Below are 20,101 nucleotides of genomic sequence, written 5' to 3' on the forward strand. Positions count from 1 at the left end.
GTCGATCTGCCCTGCCCTGTAGCCGGTAGTCGAGGGTAAGCGTGCGCGTCGGCCAGTCGATGTGTGCGGGGCGCACTGTCAGCAGAAGGGTGGCGTGCAGCGGGCTGGAGACGGTCAGCTGCAGCCGAAGCTGGTCGTTGTCGATGGTCAACGATTCGCAGCGGGCAAGGTCGGGGTCGAGGTGTTTTGCAGTGTGGATAACAGCAGTGCCGGCGGCAGCGAGACCCCGTCGCGGTGCGGGACGGGAAGCTTGGCCGAAAGCCGGTGCTAGCGTTCGGCCAAGCTTTGCTGCCAAGCGTCCGTCGTTGCCACCGTCAGGCGAACAGTGTGCGGCCGCCCTCGTAGCGGGCGGCGAAGTAGCTGTTGGACAGCAGGTCGGTGCGGATCGCGCTATTGGTACGCGGCGCGTGCACGAACTTGCCCTCGCCGATGTAGAGGCCCATGTGCGAGAACGAGCGCCCCAGCGTGTTGAAGAACACCAGATCGCCGACGCGTAGCTCGCTGTCCGACACCGGCCGCGCCAGCTCGGCGATCGCCGCGGCGTTGTGCGGCAACTTGATGCCGACCGCGTTCTGGTAGATGTAGGCGACCATGCCGCTGCAGTCGAGGCCGGCTTCCGGGTTGCTGCCGCCGAACTGGTAGTCCACGTCCAAGAGGCCCATCGTGTACATCAGGATCTCGCTGCCGGCACCGTCGGCCTGCAGGCCGGACAGCTCGATCGGCTTGCGCGGCGGGCGCGGCTTGATCGAGGCCGTCTTGCGTGGCGGGCTGCTCGAGCAGGCGGCGAGCGCCAGTAAGGCGAGGGCAGACAGCGCGCGGCGACGGTTCATGCGTTCTTGGCCTCGAGTTCTTCCCATCGGGACAGTTTTTCCAGCAACAGCAGCTCGATCTCCTCGATCCGGGTCTGCCAGCCGTGCACCTCGCGCGGGGCGTCGCGGTAGACGTTCGGGTCGAGCAGCTTCTCGTTCAACTCGGCCTGCTCGGCCTCCAGCGCGGCGATGTCGTCTGGTAGCCGCTCCAGCTCGCGCTTCTCGTTGAACGACAGCTTGTTGCTGCGCGCTTTCTCGCGCGCCGGCTTGGCGGCTTCGGCCGACGGCGCGGCGTCCTTCTTCTTCTCGGCCGGCTTCATCGCCGCCATCCGTGCGCGGGTGTCGATCCAGTCCTGGTAGCCGCCCGGGTACTCGTTGAGCGTGCCATTGCCCTCGAACACCACCACCTGGGTGACGACGTTGTCGAGGAAGGCGCGGTCGTGGCTGACCAGGAACACGGTACCGGTGTACTGATCGATCACGTCCTCGAGCAGTTCCAGCGTGTCGATATCGAGGTCGTTGGTCGGCTCGTCGAGCACCAGCACGTTGGCCGGGCGGGTGAACAGCCGTGCCAGTAGCAGGCGGTTGCGTTCGCCGCCGGACAGCGAGCGCACCGGGCTGCGCGCGCGTTCCGGCGAGAACAGGAAGTCCTCCAGATAGCTCATCACGTGCTTCTTCTGACCGCCGATATCGACGAAGTCATTGCCCTGGCTGATCACGTCGGCGACGCTCATCTCCTCGTCGAGCTGTTCGCGGAACTGGTCGAAGTAGGCGATTTCCAGCTTGGTGCCGCGCTTGATACTGCCGCTGTCGGGCTCGAGCTCGCCGAGGATCAGCTTCAGCAGCGTGGTCTTGCCGGCGCCGTTCGGGCCGATCAGGCCGATCTTGTCGCCGCGCAGGATGCGGCTGGTGAAGTCACGAATCAGCGTGCGCCCTTCGAAGCCCTTGCTGACGTGCTCGAGCTCCGCTACCAGCTTGCCGGAGCGCTCGCCGGCGTCGAGCTGGAAGTTGACCTGGCCGACCCGTTCGCGGCGCGCGGCGCGTTCGCGGCGGATCTGCTCGAGGCGGCGCACCCGGCCCTCGTTGCGGGTGCGCCGCGCCTCGATGCCCTTGCGGATCCACACTTCTTCCTGCGCGTGGAACTTGTCGAACAGGCGCTGCTGCTCTTCTTCCACCGCCAGTTCCTCGACCTTCTTGGTCTGGTAGGCGGTAAAGCTGCCCGGGTAGCTGCGCAGGATGCCGCGGTCGAGCTCGATGATGCGGCTGGCCACATTGTCGAGAAAGCGTCTATCGTGGGTGATCAAGAGCACGCTGCCGGCAAAATTTTTCAGCAGGCCTTCCAGCCATTCGATCGCGGCGACGTCGAGGTGGTTGGTCGGCTCGTCGAGCAGCAGCACGTCGGGCTTGGCGGCCAGGGCGCGGGCGAGCGCCACGCGCTTTTTCCAGCCACCGGACAGGTCGCCGATGCGGGTGTCGGGGTTCAGGTTCAGGTGCGACAGCGTGGTCGAGATCAGCGCATCGAACTGCCAGCCGTCGCGGGCTTCCAGTTCGTGCTGGATGGTCTGCATCGCTTCGAGCGCCTGCTCGTGGTCGGCCGAAGGGTCGGCCAGCTGGGCGGTGGCCTTGTGGTAATCGGACAGCAGTGCCTTGAGGTCGCCCAGGCCCTCGGCTACCGCGTCGAATACGGTGTGGTCGAGGTCGAACGCCGGTTCCTGCGGTACATAGGCTATCTTGATATCGCTGCGCGCGGTGATGCGGCCATCGTCGAGTCGGGTGGTGCCGGCGATCGCTTTCAAGAGCGAAGACTTGCCGGCGCCGTTGCGGCCGATCAGCCCCACCACCTCGCCCGGATCGAGCACGAAGTTGACCCGATCCAGAAGCGGCCAGTGGCCGAAGGCGAGGGAAGCGTTGTCGACGGTAATCAATGCCATGAAAAAGACTCGCAAGCAGGCTGGAAATGTAGCGGATTCTAGCATGCGCCACGTTCTGGCCTGGTATACAATGCCGGCCAAATGCCCGTCAGGGGCCGGCTCCTCCGGTTCCACGACCTGAAAGGAAGCGCCATGTACTTTGTTGATCGTTCCGTCGCCGTGATCAAGCCCAAAGCCCCGTTCCTCGACTGGCTGAACAAGGTGCCCGACAACGATATGGTCGACCTGAGTCTGGAGGCGTTGCGCGCCGACTGCACGGTGATCCTGATGCCGGAGTTCACCGAACCGGAAGAAGGCGTGGCGTACATCGACGAGATCTACGAACAGCTGTTCAAGATGGAACTGGCCAGCTGGTACGAAGACGACGAACTGTGGCCGACCGACCTGTCGCTGAAGACCTTCTGGGAATGGTTCGACGTGGAAATCCACTCGACCGTGATCGACAGCGTCGACGACGACCTGACCAATAGCCCGGCGTCGCTGCAGTAAGCGGCCGGGATGGCGGCGACGCTGACGCCGTTTGCGGCCAAGCTTGAGCGCTCGCGGTACTGGCTGGCGTTGGTGCTGCTGACGCACGGCGCGCTGGCCGCGGTGCTGTTGGTCTACCTGCCGGGCTGGTCCGGGCTGCTCCTTGCCGCGCCGCTGACCCTATGGCTGGCATTGGCGCCGGACGGTTGGTTGCCGGGGCGCAGCCGGGTGACGCGGCTGACGGTCGATCCGCGCGGCCGGCTGCTGGTGGGCTTCGCACCATCGTCGCGCGGGTCCGCCATGGCGGACAGCCAGGCCGAACCTCTCGACGACAGCTTTGTCTCTACCTGGTTGATCGTGCTCAATCTTCGCCGCGATGGGCGCCGGTATAGCGTGATGCTGTGGCCCGACTCGGCGCCGCCCGCATTCCGCCGCGCCCTGCGCGTCTATCTCTTGTGGTTTCAGGCGGCCGACAAGCCGGCCGCCGTTCTGGATGTTTAGAGCCTGTTATGAAGCTGATCCCGGCCGCGTTGGCGGCAAAAAAGCCGCATGGCAAGGCACGAGTCGCGCCGCTGTGCGAGCACAGCAAGCGGGGAGTAACGCCGCCATGCGGCTTTTTTGCCCCCAACCCTAAAGGGCCAAGCGTCCAGGGCGCCGTCTGCGGCGTTGCGGCGCTTGGTCAATGAATGACATTGACCTGCGCGACCGCGCCTTGCATCCAGCGCCCTGGACACTTGGCGCGGCTCGAGAGCAGCTTCATAACAGGCTCTAGCTACCGTGTTTGCTTCTGATTCTCTGGCCGACTGGCTGGCCTACCTCGAACAACTGCATGTCTCGACCATCGACATGGGGCTCGCGCGGGTCGGCGCGGTGCGCGATGCGATGGGCCTTGCGCCCGACTTCCCGGTGGTCATCGTCGGCGGCACCAACGGCAAGGGCTCGGTCAGCGCGATGCTGTCGACCATGCTGGCGCGCGCCGGCTTCAAGGTCGGCACCTATACCTCGCCGCACCTGCTGCACTACAACGAACGCATCGCGCTCAATATGCGGCCGGCCAGCGACGCGCAGATCGTCAGCAGTTTCGCCGCGATCGAGGCGGCGCGCGGCGACACCTCGTTGAGCTATTTCGAATTCGGCACGCTGGCCGCGATGCATACCTTCATCGAACAGAAGGTCGATGTGGCGGTGCTGGAGGTGGGGCTTGGCGGCCGGCTCGACGCGGTCAACATCTTCGACGCCGACGTGTCGGTGGTGGTTAGCGTCGACCTCGATCATCAGGAATACCTCGGCGACACCCGCGAGCAGGTCGGCTTCGAGAAAGCCGGGATTTTCCGTGCCGGCAGGCCGGCGATCTGCGCCGATCCGAACCCGCCGGCCAGCTTGGTCGAGCACGCTGAGGCGATCGGCGCCAAGCTGCTCTGCTATGGCCCTGACTTCGGCTTCACTAGGCTCGACAATCAGTGGTCGTTCCAGATGGGCGAGGCGCGCCGTCACGCGCTGCCGATCCCGGCGCTGCGCGGCGGCTACCAGATGGTCAACGCCTCGGCGGCGCTGGCGGTGCTCGAGTGCCTGCGCGAGCGCCTGCCGGTAGGCATCGGCGCGATCAAGCAGGGCCTGGTCGAGGTCGAGTGGCCGGGCCGCTTCCAGGTGCTGCCTGGCCGGCCGCTGGTGGTGCTCGACGTCGGTCACAACCCGCACGCTGTGAAGGCGATGGTCGCTAGCCTGACCGTGCTGCCGTTTGCCGAAAACCGCATCGCGGTGTTCTCGATGCTAGCCGACAAGGATGTCGACTCGGTGATCGAGCTCGCCAAGGGCGCGTTCGACACCTGGTACGTCGGCGGCCTCGCCATGCCGCGCGGCCAGAGCGGCGAGGCGCTCGCGGCGAAGTTGGCCGAACACCAGGTCGCCAACGTCAAGGTGTTCGACAGCGTCGGCGCCGCCTGGCAGGCTGCCTTATCGAGCGCCGGCGAGAATGATAGAATCGCGGTCTTCGGATCCTTCCACACCGTGGCTGCCGTGCTCGAGGCGCGTCAGCACAACGCTTGAGGCGCCCATGCCCCCAGGTCTTTCCTCCCAAGAACAGTTGATCCAGTTGCGCAAGCGCGCCCGGCGCCGCCTGGTCGGCGCGATCGCGCTGGTCTTGGTTGCCACCGTGGTGCTGTGGAACGTGGTGGGCCACGTTCCCGACCAGAAGCTCAAACCGCAGTCGATCAATGTCGTCGAACTCAATGCGTCCGCCGCTGCCAGCGAGCAGCCCGGCAAGTCGGCCTCACAGGCGGCAGCCGTCGCCGGCAGCGTCGTCGCCGATGCGACCAGTCCGGCGCAGACCGATCTGCCGGCTACGTTGCCTGAAGAGTCGACCCACGCCGCCGCTCCGGTTGCACCGGTAGCGGCCGCCAAGCCCGAGCCGGTGGCGCCGCCGCCGGCCAAGGTAGAAGAGAAGAAGCCGGAGCCGATCAAGCAGGCCGAAGCACCGAAGCCGAAACCGAAGGCGGAAGAAAAGCCGAAGGCCGAAGAGAGACCTAAGCCGAAGAAGACCGACCCGGCCGCTATTCTGGAGGGTCGAATGGACCCGGAAGACGCGCCGAGCAAACCGAGGGCCGAGAAGACGGCCGACGATTCGGCCAAGCCGGGCAAGATGATGATCCAGCTCGCGGCGCTGTCCGACCCGGACAAGGTCGACGCGCTTCGTAACAAGCTCGACGGCATCAGCGGGCTGTCGGCACACTACAGTTTCAGCAAGGTGCAGACCAGCAAGGGTGAAGTGACCCGGGTGCGGGTCGGCCCGTTCGCCAGCGCGGCCGAGGCGCAGGCCACCTTGTCCAAGTTGGCCAAGGCCGGTGTGTCCGGCATCGTCGTGAGCCACTGACCGATGACAGTATTCGACTACCTCGCCTTTGCCATCGTCGCCGGCTCGATCGTGGTGGCGCTGGTGCGCGGCCTGTTGGCCGAAGTGCTGTCGCTCACCTCGTGGGTGATCGCGTTCTGGTGCGCCAAGGAATTCGCGCCGGCGATGTCGAGCTTCATGCCCGGCGAGCTGTCCGGCGAGAACTTCCGCCTGGTAGCGGCCTTCGTGCTGCTGTTCTTCCTGACCTGGCTCGCGACGGCCTTGTTGCGCGTGGTACTGACCAGCCTGATGGATACCGCGGGACTCGGCGGCTTCAACCGTTTTTTTGGTGCGATCTTCGGGCTGGCGCGCGGGCTGGTGCTGGTGACGGCGCTGGTGCTGGTCGGCGGTTTTTCCGACATGCCCAAGCAGCCGATGTGGCAGAACGCCTTGCTGTCGCGGCCGTTCGAGCAGGTGGCGTTGTCGCTCAGGCCGTGGTTGCCGGCAATGCTTGCCAACAATTTGCACTATTCATGAAGAATCCACCAAGCGGTTCGCCTCAGTTTCCACGAGCGAACCGCTTTGTTTTTTTGTAACCAGGTAATGGGGTAAATAGAGATGTGCGGTATTTTGGGTGTGGTCAGCAATTCGCCGGTCAACCAGCTACTCTATGATGGCTTGCAGCTCCTACAGCACCGGGGACAAGACGCCGCTGGCATTGTCACCGCCAATGGCGATAGCTTCCACATGCATAAGGGTAGTGGCATGGTGCGGGACGTGTTCCGCACCCGCAATATGCGTTCGCTGGTCGGAAACGCAGGGATTGCGCACGTGCGCTACCCGACCGCCGGTTCGGCATCGAACCTGGCGGAGGCGCAACCGTTCTACGTCAACTCGCCGTTTGGCATCGTGCTGGCGCACAACGGCAATCTCACCAACGCCGACGAGCTGAAGGACGACATGTTCCGGCACGATCGTCGGCATATCAACACCAACTCCGACTCGGAGGTGCTGCTCAATGTGTTCGCACACGAGCTGGCTAGCCGGGTGAAGGGTTATGAACTCAACGTCGACGCGGTGTTCGGCGCGGTCGAGGCGGTACATCGCCGGGTCCGCGGCGCCTACGCCGTGGTCGCGCTGATCGCCGGCTACGGTCTGGTGGCGTTCCGTGATCCGAACGGCATCCGCCCGCTGGTGATCGGCACCGCCGAAGTGGGCGGCAAGACCGAGTATATGTTCTCGTCCGAATCGGTGGCGCTCGACTGTTCCGGCTTCAGCCTGCTGCGCGACGTCGCCCCTGGCGAATGCGCGTTCGTCTCGCTCGGTGGCGATTTCGAGTCGCGCCAGTGCGCCGAGCATCCGCGTCTGGCGCCGTGCCTGTTCGAGTTCGTCTACTTCGCCCGTCCCGACTCGGTAATCGACGGCGCCTCGGTCTACCAGGCACGCCTGAACATGGGCGTGACTTTGGCCGAAAAGGTGCGCCGCTCGCTGCAGCACATCGACATCGACGTGGTGATGCCGATTCCGGACACCAGCCGCGCCAGCGCCTTGCAGTTGGCCAACCACCTCGGCCTGCCGTACCGCGAGGGCTTCATCAAGAACCGCTACATCGGCCGCACCTTCATCATGCCGGGGCAGGGAGTGCGCAAGAAGTCGGTGCGCCAGAAGCTCAACCCGGTCGCCTGCGAGTTCAAGGGCAAGAATGTGCTGTTGGTCGACGACTCGATCGTGCGTGGCACCACTTCGAAAGAAATCGTGCAGATGGCGCGCGACGCCGGTGCGAACAAGGTGTATTTCGCCTCGGCCGCCCCGGCGGTGCGCTTCCCGAACGTGTACGGCATCGACATGCCGACCCGGGCCGAACTGTTGGCAACCGGTCGTGACGAGCAGCAGATCGCGGCCGAGATCGGCGCCGACGCGGTGATCTATCAGGATCTCGACGCGCTGATCGAGGCGGTGCAGGGTGCCAACAGCCAGCTCGAGCGTTTCGATACCTCGTGTTTCAACGGCGTCTACCTGACCGGTGACATCGACGAGGCCTATCTGCAGCAGGTCGAGCAGCGCCGCGGCAAGCCCGGCGGCAAGGACGAGGGCGGCGACTCGCAGATGATCGATCTCAACTTGAATGTTGCCGAACAGAATCTGATGTGAGCACAATGAATGCGCCCCGCGGGGCGCATTTTTTTTGGCTGTGGCCGGCTCGAACGGCCGCTGGCAAAGCCGCTCGTCTCGGATCTAGCTTGGCCGAACGGTTTTGCAGCGCTCGTTCGCATGGCTGGCGGCGACCAGGACATTAGAGGCAAACAATGAGCAACGACAATCATGAAGGCAGCCTCGGGCTGCATCCGGAAACGCTGGCGATTCGTGCCGGCCGCGAAACCAGCCAGTTTGGCGAACACAGCCAGAGCCTGTTCCTGACTTCCAGCTTTACCTACTCGACCGCCGAAGAAGCCGCCGCGCTGTTCCTCGGTCAGCAGGAGGGCTATACCTATTCGCGCTTCACCAACCCGACCGTCAACGCGTTCCAGCAGCGTCTCGCGGCACTGGAGGGCGGCGAGCGCTGCATCGCCACCGCCAGCGGCATGGCGGCGATCCAGGCGACGATGCTGACGCTGTTGAAGGCCGGCGACCATATCGTCGCGTCGCAAAGCCTGTTCGGTTCGACGATCAGCCTGTTCAACACCGTGTTGGCCAAGTTCGGTGTCGAGACCACCTATGTGGCGCCGTCCGATCTGGCGGCCTGGCAGGCGGCGATCCGTCCGGAAACCCGGCTGCTGTTCGTCGAAACCCCATCCAATCCGCTGACCGAGCTGGCCGACATCGCGGCCCTGGCCGAGATCGCGCATGCGCACGGCGCGCTGCTGGTGGTCGACAACTGCTTCTGCTCGCCGGCGCTGCAGCAGCCGCTCAAGCTGGGGGCCGACCTGGTGGTGCATTCGGCGACCAAGTCGCTCGACGGCCACGGCCGGGTGCTCGGCGGCGCGGTGGTCGGTTCGAACGAGCTGGTCGAGCAGGTCTACCTGCACGTGCGCACCGCTGGTCCGACGCTATCGCCGTTCAACGCCTGGGTGCTGCTGTCCGGTCTGGAGACGCTGTTCATCCGGATGGAAAAGCAGTGCCAGAGCGCGTTGAAGTTGGCCGAATGGCTGGAAAAGCATCCGAAGGTCGAACGGGTGTACTTTCCGGGGTTGGCGAGCCATCCACAATACGAGCTCGCACAGCGTCAGCAGAAGGCCGGCGGCGCGGTGTTGTCCTTCGTGGTGAAGGGCGGCCGCGAGGCGGCGTGGAAAGTGGTCGACGGCGTCGAGGTGATCTCGAAGACCGCCAACCTGGGCGACGTGAAGAGCACCGTCACCCATCCGGCCTCGACCACGCACGCGCGGGTGACGGCCGAGGCGCGCGAGCGCGCCGGCATCGTCGAGGGCTTGCTGCGGGTGTCGGTCGGCCTCGAACACGTCGACGATCTGATCCGCGACCTGGAAAACGGCTTGCTACGCTAAGTTGAACGTGCGTTTCATTCGAACGGCAGTCTAGAATCAGGGCTGCCGTTTTTATTTATTCATTTCGTGTGTAACCCCGCTGCCGCCTTCTTGACATAAGTCAAATTAAAACGTAAGTTTCAAACACCTGTTCGATTCCGGTCGGCAGGTCAGAAGCGCCGGCAGCAATATCAAAGGTACAGGAGCAATGGAAGCGAACCGTCCCGATACAGTCACTCGCATTTTGGATGTTTCCGAGCGACTCTTCGTCGAGCATGGTTTCGAGGCGACCTCGCTTCGCATGATCACCCAGCAGGCCGAGGTCAACCTCGCCGCGGTCAACTATCACTTCGGTTCGAAGGATGCGTTGTTCGAGGCGGTGTTCACCCGTCGGCTCGGGCCGCTGATCGAGGCCTGTCTGGCCGAGCTGGACGTGCTGGAAGGGGAAAAGGATGGGCCCACCGCTGAGGGGCTGGTGATGACCTTTATCCGACCCTGCCTGTCGCTGTCCAAGGACCCGGCCCGCGGTGGCGCGCTGTTCGTGCGGCTGCTGTCGCGCACGCTGGTGGAAAACCACCGGCTGCTGCGTGAATCGCTGTCGCAGCAGTACAGCGAGTTCGCGCAGCGCTACAGCGTGGCGTTCCGCCAAGCCTTGCCGGAACTGTCGCTGGAGACCCTGTCCTGGCGCATGCATCTTGCCTTCAGCGTGATGTTCAACGCCTTCGCGGGGAACGACGTGCTGAAGATCTTCATGCGCAGCCAGATCGTCACCGCGCGCGACCCGGAAATGATCGTCAAGCACCTGGTGCCTTTCGTCATTGCCGGTCTGACCTCGCCCAGCCAGGAGTAGCAGCAAAGGGTCAACACGAGGAACTACAACAATGCTATTTGCCATCCTTCTCATCGTCCTGATCGGCGCGCTCGCCTACTGGCGTGCACCGGTGCTGGTCTGGACCATCGGCATCGCCGCGTGGCTGGCCGCGCTGCAGTTCGGCGCCGGCGGCAGCGTCTCGCCTATCGTCTGGGGCGTGTTCGCCGTGATCGCCGTGGTGCTGAACCTGCCGCCGCTGCGCCGCGCGGTGTTCACCGGCCCGGTGTTCGGCGTGTTCAAGAAAATCACCCCGGCGATGTCGCAGACCGAGCAGGAGGCGATCAACGCCGGTACCGTCTGGTGGGACCGCGACCTGTTCTCGGGCAAACCTGACTGGAACAAGCTCTTGTCCTTCCCGGACCCGAAGCTGACGCCGGAAGAACAGGCTTTCCTCGACGGCCCGACCGAAGAGCTTTGCAAGCTGATCGACGATTGGAAGATCACCCACGAGACGATGGACCTGCCCGAAGAAGTCTGGAACTTCATCAAGGGCAACGGCTTCCTGGGGATGATCATCAAGAAGCAGTACGGCGGCGTGGAGTTCTCCAACTACGCGCACGCCAAGGTGGTGACCAAGATCGCTACCCGCGGTGGTTCGGCCGCCGTGACGGTGATGGTGCCGAACTCGCTCGGCCCGGGCGAGCTGCTGCAGCACTACGGCACCGACGCGCAGAAAGACTACTACCTGCCGCGCTTGGCCCGCGGCCTGGAAGTCCCGTGCTTTGCGCTGACCAGCCCGTACGCCGGCTCCGACGCCGGTGCGATCCCGGACTTCGGCTACGTCTGCCGCGGCTCGTACACCGACCCGCGTAGCGGCGAGCGGCATGAGAACGTGCTCGGCGTGCGCATCAGCTGGGAGAAGCGCTGGATCACGCTGGCGCCGGTCGCGACCATCCTCGGCCTCGCGTTCAAGATGTACGACCCGGATCACCTGTTGGGCGACAAGGAAGACATCGGTATCACCTGCGCGCTGGTGCCGACCGAGCACGAAGGCGTGCAGATCGGTCGCCGCCACTTCCCGGGCGGTGCCGCGTTCATGAACGGCCCGACCTGGGGCAAGGACGTGTTCATTCCGCTCGAGTGGATCATCGGCGGCAAGGACTACGCCGGCCAGGGCTGGCGCATGCTGGTCGAGTGCCTGTCGGTTGGCCGCTGCATCTCGCTGCCGGCGATGTCGGTGGCCTCGGGCAAGGTGGCGTCGTACACCACCGGCGCCTACGCCCGCATCCGCGACCAGTTCGGCCTGCCGATCGGCAAGTTCGAGGGCGTCGACGAGGCGATGGCGCGCATCGGCGGTTACACCTACCAGATGGAAGCGGCGCAGGATCTGGCGCTGACCGCTCTGGATATCGGTGAGAAACCGTCGGTGCTGTCGGCGGTGCTCAAGTACCACAACACCGAGCGCATGCGCAAAACGCTAAACGACGCGATGGACATTCACGGTGGCCGTGCCGTGGTGCTCGGCCCGCGCAATTACCTGGCGCGTGCCTACCAGGCGATCCCGATCGCGATCACGGTGGAGGGCGCCAACATCCTGACCCGTTCGATGATCATCTACGGTCAGGGCGCAATCCGCTGCCATCCGTTCGTGCTGCGCGAGATGAAGGCCGCGATGGCCAACGATGCGAAGGAATTCGACGACGCCATCACCGGCCACATCGGTTTCGTGGTCAGCAATGTGTTCCGCTCGCTGTGGCTGGGTCTGACCGGGGCTAAGTTTGCCGGCGCGCCGCGCGGTGGCGAAACCGCTCGCTACTACAAGCAGCTGACCCGCTTCTCCAGCGCCTTCGCGCTGCTGTCCGACATGGCGATGTTCAGCCTCGGTGGCTCGCTGAAGTTCCGCGAAAAGCTGTCGGCGCGTCTCGGCGACATGCTGTCGAACCTGTATATCGCCACCGCCTGCCTGAAGCGCTTCGAACGCGAAGGGGCCCAGAAGGAAGACCTGGCCGTGCTGAAGTGGGCGGTCGAGTCCAATCTGCACGATATCCAGGTGGCGATGGATGGTTTCCTCGCCAACCTACCGAATCGTGCCCTGGCCGTCGTGCTGCGCAAGGTGATCTTCCCGTGGGGGCAGACCATCAAGGCGCCGAGCGACCGTATCGGTACCCAGGTGGCGCGCTCGCTGATGCAACCGGGCGGTACCCGTGATCGCCTGACCCGCGGCATGTTCGTGTCGCAAGATGAGAACGACGCGATCGGTGTGCTCAATCCGGCGCTGCACGCAGTGCTGGAAACCGAACCGGTCGAGCAGAAGCTGCGCAAGCTCACCCGCGAGGGCAAGTTCAAGGCGTTGACCAACGCCGAGAGGTTGGCCGAAGCGCTGGGCGGCGGCCAGATCAGCCAGACCGAGTTCGATGCGGTCACCCGTGCCCGCAAGCTCAAGCGCGACGTGATCATGGTCGACGATTTCGACAAGTCGCTGAAACACCACGACGAAACGATGCTGCAACGCCACGTGTTCTAAGCGTGCGCTGCGGATGCTCCCGCCGACCGCGGGAGCATCCTGAACAGAGCGCGTTCATGCTGCGCGTGCTCTGTTCAGGGGTGGCCCGTCGCGGGCGGGCCCCGGCAGAAAGGCGACGGTGTATTGGTGCGCTGCGACAACGGCCGAACGGAGTAGGAGACCGTTGTCGCGAGCGATTAGGCTGTTGTTTTGCTTAACATCTTGCTAAAAATAGCGCCCAGAAAAACAACTAAACGCTCGTTTAGAACAAGTGCTCTTAATCTGATGGACATGCTCTAATTGTTTGGTACTATCGTTTTGGAGTCGATCTATGCATTCGGCTTTTAAAGATGAAGAGCAAATACACGGAGAGAGGGAATAACATGAAGATGAAGCATCTCAGCCTGTCGGTGATGTTGATGGGGGGCGCCGTTGCGGCGCTGTCGACCCAGGCTCTGGCTTCCGGCTATCAATTCGGTTCGCAAAGCGTTTCGGGTCAGGGTTCTGCCCACGCTAACGGCGCAGAAGCCGCCGATGCAACCACGATCTTTAGCAACCCGGCTGGTATGTCGCGATTGGATGGCACCCAGATTTCCGGTGGCTTGACCGTGTTGGCGCCGCATTCCAGCTATACCGACAATGGCTCGACCAATGTGCTGCACCAGCCGACTGGGGGCGACAACGGCGGCACCTACGCACCGAAGGCAGTAGCGGCTCCGTCGTTGTATATGGCGACGAAAGTCAACGATAAGATCAACGTCGGCCTCGGCGTGTTCGTACCATACGGCGCCAAGCTCGACTACGGCTTCGGCTGGGCCGGTCGTTATGCGCTGAAGAGCATCGATCTGATGTCGATCAACTTCAACCCGTCGATCTCGTTCAAGCTCGACGAGCGCAACTCCTTCGGCTTCGGTGTGTCGGCGCAATACATGGACGCGACGCTGGAGCAGATGGCGGATACCGCTTCGGGACTCGGCCTTGCTCTCAACCCGACAAACCCGGTAGCGGCGGCTGCGATGGCAAAGCAGCTAAAAGCGATGGGCGTCGGTGATGGCTTTGGCCACGTAGAGGGAACCGACTGGGGTTTCGGTTGGAACGTCGGTTACATGTTCCAACTGGATGACAATACCCGCTTCGGCCTAGCTTACCGCTCCAGCATCAAGCAGAAGCTTACTGGCTCGTCGACCTGGACGTTTAACAATGTTAACCCTGCATTGCCGAGCCCGATTCCTGGTGTTTCGCTTCAGCAACTCGCAAAAAGTAAGCATCCAAACGCGCCGGATTCGGTGGATGTGACCACTCCGGAAACCGTTTCGGCCAACTTCTTCCGTCAACTCGACCCGCGCTGGGCGGTGATGGGTGATGTGACCTGGGTGCGGAACTCGCGGCTCAACGAGGTTCGTATCAAGCAGGACACCGTGGGCGGTCAGGCCCAGGGCGATCTGGTGCTCAACCAGAACTGGAAGAACACCTACCGCGTATCGCTGGGCGGCAACTACAAGTTCAGCGACAGCTGGCTGTTTCGTGGTGGCCTGGCTTGGGAACAGTCGCCGGTGCGCTCGGACGAACTGCGTCACCCGGCTCTCCCGGACAGCGACCGTATCTGGCTGTCGCTCGGTGGCAACTACAAGATCAATAAGAACAACTCGATCGACTTCGCTTACAGCTTCATTGACTTCAAGAATGCCAACACCAACTATAGCGATAGCTGCAATCCGACAGGCCAAACGGCTTCCGGTCAGCTTTGTACCGGTAACGGCGGCACTGTGAAGGGGTCTTACAAGACCTACCTGCAATTGGTGGGTCTGCAATACAACTACAGCTTCTAATCCCTACAACGGATAGAGGCGGGGTGTAGGGGCGGGGCTTCGGCTCCGCCTGCATTACGGAAAGACGGCTTTAGAGGGGGCTGTCTTAATACAAGTGTTCATTCGATAACACGAGGAAACCATGTCTCATACCAAGTTCATCGTGCGTAAGGTCGCCGTTCTCGGCGCCGGGGTGATGGGCGCGCAGATTGCCGCTCATCTCGTCAACGCCAAAGTCCCGACCATCCTATTCGACCTGCCGGCCAAGGAAGGCGACAAGAACGCCATCGCCCTGAAGGCCATCGAGGGTCTGAAGAAGCTCAAGCCGTCGCCGCTGGCGTCCAAGGATGTCGTCAAATACATCCAGCCGGCCAACTATGAAGACCACCTGCACCTCCTGAAGGAGTGTGATCTGGTGATCGAGGCGATTGCCGAGAGGATGGACTGGAAAACCGACCTGTACGCCAAGGTTGCCCCGTTTATCGGCGAACTCTCGATCTTCGCCACCAATACCTCCGGACTGTCGATCAACGGCCTGGCCGACAGCCTGCCCGAATCGCTGAAGCCACGCTTCTGCGGCGTGCACTTCTTCAACCCGCCGCGCTACATGCACCTGGTGGAGATCATCCCGTGCAAGGGCTCCGAGGCGGGCATGCTCGACAACCTCGAGCGCTTCCTGGTCACGACGCTCGGCAAGGGTGTGGTGCGTGCCAAGGACACCCCGAACTTCGTCGCCAACCGCATCGGCGTGTTCTCGATGCTGGCGGCGATCGCCAACGCCGAGAAATTCGGTATCCGTTTCGATGTGGTCGACGACCTGACCGGCCCGCGCCTGGGTCGTCCGAAGTCGGCCACCTTCCGGACCGCCGATGTGGTCGGTCTGGATACCTTCGCGCACGTGGTCAAGACGATGCAGGACACCCTGCCAAACGACCCGTGGCACTCGCTGTTCAAGTCGCCGGAATGGCTGCAGAAGCTGATCGCGGCAGGCGCCTTGGGCGCCAAGACCCGCGTCGGCATCTACAAGAAGGACGGCAAGCAGATGTTCGTGCTCGACCCGAAAACCGGCGAGTACGTCGGCTCGGGCGAGAAGGGCGACGATGCGGTCAAGGAAATCCTGAAGATCGCCGACCCGGCGGAGAAATTCAAAAAACTGCGTGAAAGCAGCCACCCGCAGGCGCAATTCCTGTGGGCGTGCTTCCGCGACGTGTTCCACTACATCGGCTTCCACCTGGCCGACATTGCTAACTCGGCGCGCGACGTCGACTTCGCGATCCGCTGGGGCTTCGGCTGGAGCGTCGGCCCGTTCGAGACCTGGCAGAGCGCCGGCTGGCAGCAAGTGGCCAAGTGGGTCGAAGAAGACGTTAAAGCCGGCAAGACGCTGACTTCGGCCGAGCTTCCGGCCTGGGTGCTGGAAGCGGATCGCAGCGGCGTGCACTTTGCCGACGGCTCCTTTGATGCCGCCAGCGGCAAGCGCATCGGCCGCTCGACCCTGGACGTTTACGCCCGCCAGCTCGCCCCGGCCAAGGTGCTCGGCGAAGCCGTCCAGCCGCTGGGCGAGACCGTGTTCGAGAATGACGGCGTGCGCGCCTTCACCACCGGCGACGAGGTGCTGGTGGTGTCGTTCAAGTCCAAGGCCCATTCGATCGGCCCGGACGTGCTCGAGGGCCTCAACAAGGCGATCGATATCGCCGAAGAACGCTTCAAGGGCCTGGTGATCTGGCAGACCGAAGAGCCGTTCTCGGTCGGCGCCGACCTGTCGTCGATGATGCCGGCGTTCATGATGGGCGACTGGGACTCAATCGAAAGTATGATCCGTCGCTTCCAGGCCACCTCGATGCGCCTGCGCTACAGCCAGATCCCGACCGTGGCCGCGACCCAGGGCTATGTGTTCGGCGGCGGTTGCGAATTCGCGATGCACGTCGACCGCGTGGTCGGCGCGCTGGAGTCGTACGTCGGCCTGGTCGAAGTGGGCGTCGGCCTGCTGCCGGGCGGTGGCGGCTGCAAGGAGTTCGCGCTGCGTGCGTCGCAGGAACAGAAGGGCGACCTGCTGGCTGCGGTGAAGGACTACTTCATGGCAATCGCCACCGCCAAGGTCGCGACCAGCGCCGTCGAAGCGCAGGAAATCGGCTACTTCCGCAGCACCGACTTGGTGGTGTTCAACGCCTACGAGCTGCTCTATGTCGCCAAGCAGCAGGCGCTGGCGATGGCCGAATCGGGCTACCGCCCGCCGCTGAAGATCAAGAGCTTCCCGGTGGCCGGTCGCACCGGTGCCGCGTCGATCAAGGGCCAGCTGGTCAACATGCTGGAAGGCCGCTTCATCAGCCAGCACGACTTCTACATCGCCAGCCTGATCGCCGACGTGATGACCGGCGGCGACGTGGAGCAGGGCACCGAGGTCAACGAGCAGTGGATCCTGGATCTGGAGCGCAAGGCCTTCATGACCCTGCTGAAGAACAGCAAGACCCAGGACCGCATCGCCAATATGCTGACCACCGGCAAGCCGCTGCGCAACTGATCGATAGCGAATACAGATGACGGCGGACGCGCTGAGGGCCGCCTGCCGTGATTGACGGAGAATAGAAATGACCAAGCAAGTACAGGAAGCTTACATCGTCGCGGCAACCCGCACGCCGGTAGGCAAGGCGCCGCGCGGGATGCTGCGCCACGTGCGTCCGGACGACATGCTCGCCCATGTGATTACCAGCGCCTTGGCGCAGGTGCCGACCCTCGACCCGAACCTGATTTCCGACTGCGTGGTGGGCTGCGCCTTCCCGGAAGCGGAACAGGGCCTGAACATGGCGCGTATCGGCGTGCTGCTGGCCGGTCTGCCGAACACCGTTGGCGGCGTTACCATCAACCGCTACTGCTCGAGCGGTATCAACGCGGTGCAGATGGCAGCCGACCGCATCCGCCTCGGTGAGGCCGACGTGGTGATAGCCGCCGGTTCCGAGTCGATGTCGCTGGTGCCGATGATGGGCAACAAGGTCGCCCTGAACCCGGAAATCTTCGCTAAGGACGAGAACTACGGCATCGCTTACGGCATGGGTCTGACTGCCGAGAAGGTGGCGCAGCAGTGGAATGTGTCGCGCGACGACCAGGACGCGTTCGCGGTGGAGTCGCATCGTCGTGCGCTGGCCGCGATCGAGAGTGGCGCGTTCAAGTCGGAAATCTCTCCGCTCGACGTCACCTACCGCATTCCGAACCTGGAAACCGGCGAAGTGAAGCTGGTCAACAAGACGCTCGACACCGACGAAGGCCCGCGTCGCGATACCTCGCTCGAGGGTTTGGCCAAGCTGAAGACCGTGTTCGACGCCAAGGGCTCGGTCACGGCCGGTAACAGCTCGCAGATGTCGGACGGCGCCGGTGCGGTGATCATCGTATCGGAAAAGATCCTGAAGCAGTTCAGCCTGGTGCCGCTGGCGCGCTATGTGACCTTCTCGGTCAAGGGCGTGCCGCCGGAGATCATGGGCATCGGTCCGAAGGAAGCGATCCCGGCCGCGCTGAAACTGGCCGGTCTCGCCCAGAGCGACCTGAAGTGGATCGAGCTGAACGAGGCGTTTGCCGCGCAGGCACTGGCGGTGATCCGCGACCTGGATCTCGACACTAGTGTGATCAACCCGCACGGCGGCGCGATCGCACTGGGCCACCCGCTCGGCGCAACCGGTGCGATCCGCGCCGCGACGCTGATCCACGGCATGCGCAACCGCGACCAGAAGGGCTACGGCATGGTGACGATGTGCATCGGCACCGGCATGGGCGCGGCGGGCATCCTGGAAGTGCTGTAAAAAAAACCAAGCTTGGCCGAAGCGCGAGCGTTCGGCCAAACTTGTCGGTAAAGAAAAGACGCCAACCAAGGTTGGCGTCTTTTCATTGGTACACCGTATCTAACCGGCCGGGTCTAGTCGTGCCAACGTGTCGAACTCGCAATGCACGCAGTCTCCGAAGCGGCGACTGGGCGCGTGCAACCGGATCTGGTACGTCTTGTCCTGGGCCAACAGGATCAAGCTGCGGCCCTCCACGGCGTGGCTCTCCGGCAGCAGCAGCCAGCGATCGCCGGTGTGCGAGTTGGGCTGGGTGATATAGAGGGCGCCCACGGGGTCGACCGTGTGGTCGGCGGTGCACAGTGTGACGCCGAGCGGGGAATGACCGAGCGTTTCGATGCCGACCCGGGTGCCCCCCTCCGGCAGACGCTGCAGCCGGCGCACCACGCCGAGCACCGCGGGCTTGTCGCGCTGCAGCACCAATACCAAGAGGCCGATCCGCAGTCGCTCCAGTGCCCGTCCGAGATAGAGCAGGCCCATGCCGCTCGCGCTGCTGTCGGTCAGTTTCCAGAGGCCGCGCTCCGGGTGGTTGTGGTAGCCGGTGTCCTGCAGCTTGACCAGGAACGCACTCGGCGCAAAACCGATGGTCACCGCCACGTCTTCGCTATGCAGTTCGCGCACCGCCTTGCGCAGCGAGGCGCCGCCATCGCGCGACCAACGGACGCCGAGTTTTTCGGCCAACTGGCGCCAGGATTCGCGGCTCAGGGTGAGGCCGGTATCGGCCAGCGCCGGTGGCACGCCTTTCTCCAGGTCGAACATGATATCGGCGAGCGCGTTCGACAGCGGTTGCGCCGACCAGTAGCGAAAGCCCTTGCCGGCCATGCCACGACGCAGTAGCTGCGGCGCGCCGGGGGCGTCGAGGTTGAGCGAGTAGACCGGGTCGTCGAGATCGGGCTGGCGGCTGAAGGTCAGCGACGTCACCAGAAGCCTCAGCAAGCGATCGATGGCCTGGATCTCGACCGCTTGCATATTGTCCGGATAGGCGAGCGTCAGCATGCTGGCGTTCAGCAGCAGCTGTTCGGCACTGATTTCCTCGGCATCGTCCTGATACAACGGCAACGGCAGCCGGGCGATGCCGGTATCCTCGAGGAAGGCGTAGAAGCGATAAGCCTGTTGCCAGACCGTGCCATCGGTCTTGACGTAGCGTTGGGCATTCCAGAATACCTGGCGCAGCTGGTGGTACAGGCCGTGCAACACCGCCTGCTGGATACGGTCCTCTAGATGGGGCGAAGGTGCCGCCAGGTACAGGCGCAAGCACATCTGGTAGGCGTTGGCGAGCTCGTGCAGGTAGGCGAGGATGGTCGGCAGCTGGGTCTTGTTGCGGCCTTCGTCGGCCAGGTATTCATGGCATAGCCGACGGTGTAGCGGGTGGGAGCGGGCGTCGACGTACAGCAGGGTACGGATCCGCTCCTTCAGCGGAATCTGCGTGTCGGCGTTGATCCGGGCGATGGCCTTGGTGATTTCGATGAGCGCATCGAAATAGTCGGTCTCTGGTAACTCGCGCAGCAACTGGGTCGCCGATTGCGTGGTGTTCGAGCGGGACGACGCGTTGCTGATCAGGGCGCCGATGAGCGATTTGAAGTCGAACATACCGTGGGACTTGCCTTCCAGAACAAAACAGGATATTGCGAACGCGGCCAA

16 protein-coding genes are annotated in these 20,101 nt (G+C 63.6%); 13 read left to right on the forward strand and 3 right to left on the reverse strand.

The window, feature by feature from the left end; all coding sequences use genetic code 11:
* Positions 1 to 314: 314 nt before the first annotated feature.
* Both ACZ2IA_RS07015 and ACZ2IA_RS07020 read right to left on the reverse strand, forming a co-directional pair.
* A complete protein-coding gene (locus tag ACZ2IA_RS07015) occupies positions 315 to 830 on the reverse strand; it encodes a C40 family peptidase (RefSeq protein WP_470291852.1) in 516 nt (171 codons plus the stop codon).
* A complete protein-coding gene (locus ACZ2IA_RS07020) occupies positions 827 to 2,740 on the reverse strand; it encodes an ATP-binding cassette domain-containing protein (protein WP_470291853.1) in 1,914 nt (637 codons plus the stop codon). Before ACZ2IA_RS07020 ends, ACZ2IA_RS07015 begins: the two co-directional genes overlap by 4 nt.
* 132 nt (positions 2,741 to 2,872) lie before the next feature.
* On the opposite strand from ACZ2IA_RS07020, the gene ACZ2IA_RS07025 reads away from it, so the two are divergent.
* From ACZ2IA_RS07025 to ACZ2IA_RS07085, 13 genes are all read left to right on the forward strand, one after another.
* Positions 2,873 to 3,229, forward strand: coding sequence for a hypothetical protein (locus tag ACZ2IA_RS07025; RefSeq protein ID WP_470291854.1), 357 nt, complete (start codon positions 2,873 to 2,875; stop codon positions 3,227 to 3,229).
* Positions 3,230 to 3,238: 9 nt separating this feature from the next.
* Positions 3,239 to 3,709 carry a protein YgfX gene (locus ACZ2IA_RS07030; RefSeq protein WP_470291855.1) on the forward strand — a complete coding sequence of 157 codons (471 nt, stop codon included), beginning with the start codon at positions 3,239 to 3,241 and terminating at the stop codon, positions 3,707 to 3,709.
* 8 nt (positions 3,710 to 3,717) lie between these two features.
* On the forward strand, positions 3,718 to 3,894 hold the full coding sequence (locus ACZ2IA_RS07035; RefSeq protein ID WP_470291856.1) for a hypothetical protein: 177 nt from the start codon (positions 3,718 to 3,720) through the stop codon (positions 3,892 to 3,894).
* 91 nt (positions 3,895 to 3,985) lie between these two features.
* Positions 3,986 to 5,254 carry a bifunctional tetrahydrofolate synthase/dihydrofolate synthase gene (gene folC, locus ACZ2IA_RS07040; protein ID WP_470291857.1) on the forward strand — a complete coding sequence of 423 codons (1,269 nt, stop codon included), beginning with the start codon at positions 3,986 to 3,988 and terminating at the stop codon, positions 5,252 to 5,254.
* 7 nt (positions 5,255 to 5,261) lie between these two features.
* On the forward strand, positions 5,262 to 6,077 hold the full coding sequence (locus ACZ2IA_RS07045; protein ID WP_470291858.1) for an SPOR domain-containing protein: 816 nt from the start codon (positions 5,262 to 5,264) through the stop codon (positions 6,075 to 6,077).
* 3 nt (positions 6,078 to 6,080) lie between these two features.
* Positions 6,081 to 6,572 (forward strand): CvpA family protein, encoded by a 492-nt coding sequence (locus ACZ2IA_RS07050; protein WP_470291859.1) that lies wholly within the window; start codon positions 6,081 to 6,083, stop codon positions 6,570 to 6,572.
* An 81-nt stretch (positions 6,573 to 6,653) separates the two neighbouring features.
* Positions 6,654 to 8,186, forward strand: a complete 1,533-nt coding sequence (gene purF, locus ACZ2IA_RS07055) for an amidophosphoribosyltransferase (protein WP_470291860.1) — start codon at positions 6,654 to 6,656, stop codon at positions 8,184 to 8,186.
* Between the two features lie 155 nt (positions 8,187 to 8,341).
* On the forward strand, positions 8,342 to 9,535 hold the full coding sequence (locus ACZ2IA_RS07060) for an O-succinylhomoserine sulfhydrylase (protein WP_470291861.1): 1,194 nt from the start codon (positions 8,342 to 8,344) through the stop codon (positions 9,533 to 9,535).
* Positions 9,536 to 9,722: 187 nt separating this feature from the next.
* Positions 9,723 to 10,364 (forward strand): TetR/AcrR family transcriptional regulator, encoded by a 642-nt coding sequence (locus ACZ2IA_RS07065; RefSeq protein ID WP_470291862.1) that lies wholly within the window; start codon positions 9,723 to 9,725, stop codon positions 10,362 to 10,364.
* A gap of 31 nt (positions 10,365 to 10,395) precedes the next feature.
* A complete protein-coding gene (locus tag ACZ2IA_RS07070) occupies positions 10,396 to 12,849 on the forward strand; it encodes an acyl-CoA dehydrogenase (RefSeq protein ID WP_470291863.1) in 2,454 nt (817 codons plus the stop codon).
* A gap of 362 nt (positions 12,850 to 13,211) precedes the next feature.
* Positions 13,212 to 14,657, forward strand: coding sequence for an OmpP1/FadL family transporter (locus tag ACZ2IA_RS07075; RefSeq protein ID WP_470291864.1), 1,446 nt, complete (start codon positions 13,212 to 13,214; stop codon positions 14,655 to 14,657).
* 121 nt (positions 14,658 to 14,778) lie between these two features.
* Positions 14,779 to 17,154 (forward strand): 3-hydroxyacyl-CoA dehydrogenase/enoyl-CoA hydratase family protein, encoded by a 2,376-nt coding sequence (locus ACZ2IA_RS07080; RefSeq protein WP_470291865.1) that lies wholly within the window; start codon positions 14,779 to 14,781, stop codon positions 17,152 to 17,154.
* A gap of 67 nt (positions 17,155 to 17,221) precedes the next feature.
* Complete coding sequence (locus ACZ2IA_RS07085) at positions 17,222 to 18,424, forward strand: acetyl-CoA C-acyltransferase (protein ID WP_470291866.1); 1,203 nt, start codon at positions 17,222 to 17,224, stop codon at positions 18,422 to 18,424.
* A 99-nt stretch (positions 18,425 to 18,523) separates the two neighbouring features.
* On the opposite strand, the gene ACZ2IA_RS07090 is transcribed toward ACZ2IA_RS07085, so the two are convergent.
* Positions 18,524 to 20,050: a cyclic-di-GMP receptor FimW-related protein gene (locus tag ACZ2IA_RS07090; protein WP_470291867.1), complete on the reverse strand. Its 1,527-nt coding sequence runs from the start codon at positions 20,048 to 20,050 to the stop codon at positions 18,524 to 18,526.
* Positions 20,051 to 20,101 lie beyond the last annotated feature (51 nt).

The sequence above is a fragment of the Crenobacter sp. CS_VA4 genome, from assembly GCF_055597485.1.

What these genes read in the sequence shown, in the direction of transcription:
- ACZ2IA_RS07085 (WP_470291866.1), top strand. Translation starts at nt 17,222, where the DNA reads ATGACCAAGCAAGTACAGGAAGCTTACATCGTCGCGGCAACCCGCACG.
- ACZ2IA_RS07025 (WP_470291854.1), top strand. Translation starts at nt 2,873, where the DNA reads ATGTACTTTGTTGATCGTTCCGTCGCCGTGATCAAGCCCAAAGCCCCG.
- ACZ2IA_RS07035 (WP_470291856.1), top strand. Translation starts at nt 3,718, where the DNA reads ATGAAGCTGATCCCGGCCGCGTTGGCGGCAAAAAAGCCGCATGGCAAG.
- ACZ2IA_RS07075 (WP_470291864.1), top strand. Translation starts at nt 13,212, where the DNA reads ATGAAGATGAAGCATCTCAGCCTGTCGGTGATGTTGATGGGGGGCGCC.
- ACZ2IA_RS07020 (WP_470291853.1), bottom strand. Translation starts at nt 2,740, where the DNA reads ATGGCATTGATTACCGTCGACAACGCTTCCCTCGCCTTCGGCCACTGG.
- ACZ2IA_RS07065 (WP_470291862.1), top strand. Translation starts at nt 9,723, where the DNA reads ATGGAAGCGAACCGTCCCGATACAGTCACTCGCATTTTGGATGTTTCC.
- ACZ2IA_RS07015 (WP_470291852.1), bottom strand. Translation starts at nt 830, where the DNA reads ATGAACCGTCGCCGCGCGCTGTCTGCCCTCGCCTTACTGGCGCTCGCC.
- ACZ2IA_RS07080 (WP_470291865.1), top strand. Translation starts at nt 14,779, where the DNA reads ATGTCTCATACCAAGTTCATCGTGCGTAAGGTCGCCGTTCTCGGCGCC.
- ACZ2IA_RS07060 (WP_470291861.1), top strand. Translation starts at nt 8,342, where the DNA reads ATGAGCAACGACAATCATGAAGGCAGCCTCGGGCTGCATCCGGAAACG.
- ACZ2IA_RS07070 (WP_470291863.1), top strand. Translation starts at nt 10,396, where the DNA reads ATGCTATTTGCCATCCTTCTCATCGTCCTGATCGGCGCGCTCGCCTAC.
- ACZ2IA_RS07045 (WP_470291858.1), top strand. Translation starts at nt 5,262, where the DNA reads ATGCCCCCAGGTCTTTCCTCCCAAGAACAGTTGATCCAGTTGCGCAAG.
- ACZ2IA_RS07030 (WP_470291855.1), top strand. Translation starts at nt 3,239, where the DNA reads ATGGCGGCGACGCTGACGCCGTTTGCGGCCAAGCTTGAGCGCTCGCGG.
- ACZ2IA_RS07050 (WP_470291859.1), top strand. Translation starts at nt 6,081, where the DNA reads ATGACAGTATTCGACTACCTCGCCTTTGCCATCGTCGCCGGCTCGATC.
- ACZ2IA_RS07090 (WP_470291867.1), bottom strand. Translation starts at nt 20,050, where the DNA reads ATGTTCGACTTCAAATCGCTCATCGGCGCCCTGATCAGCAACGCGTCG.
- purF (WP_470291860.1), top strand. Translation starts at nt 6,654, where the DNA reads ATGTGCGGTATTTTGGGTGTGGTCAGCAATTCGCCGGTCAACCAGCTA.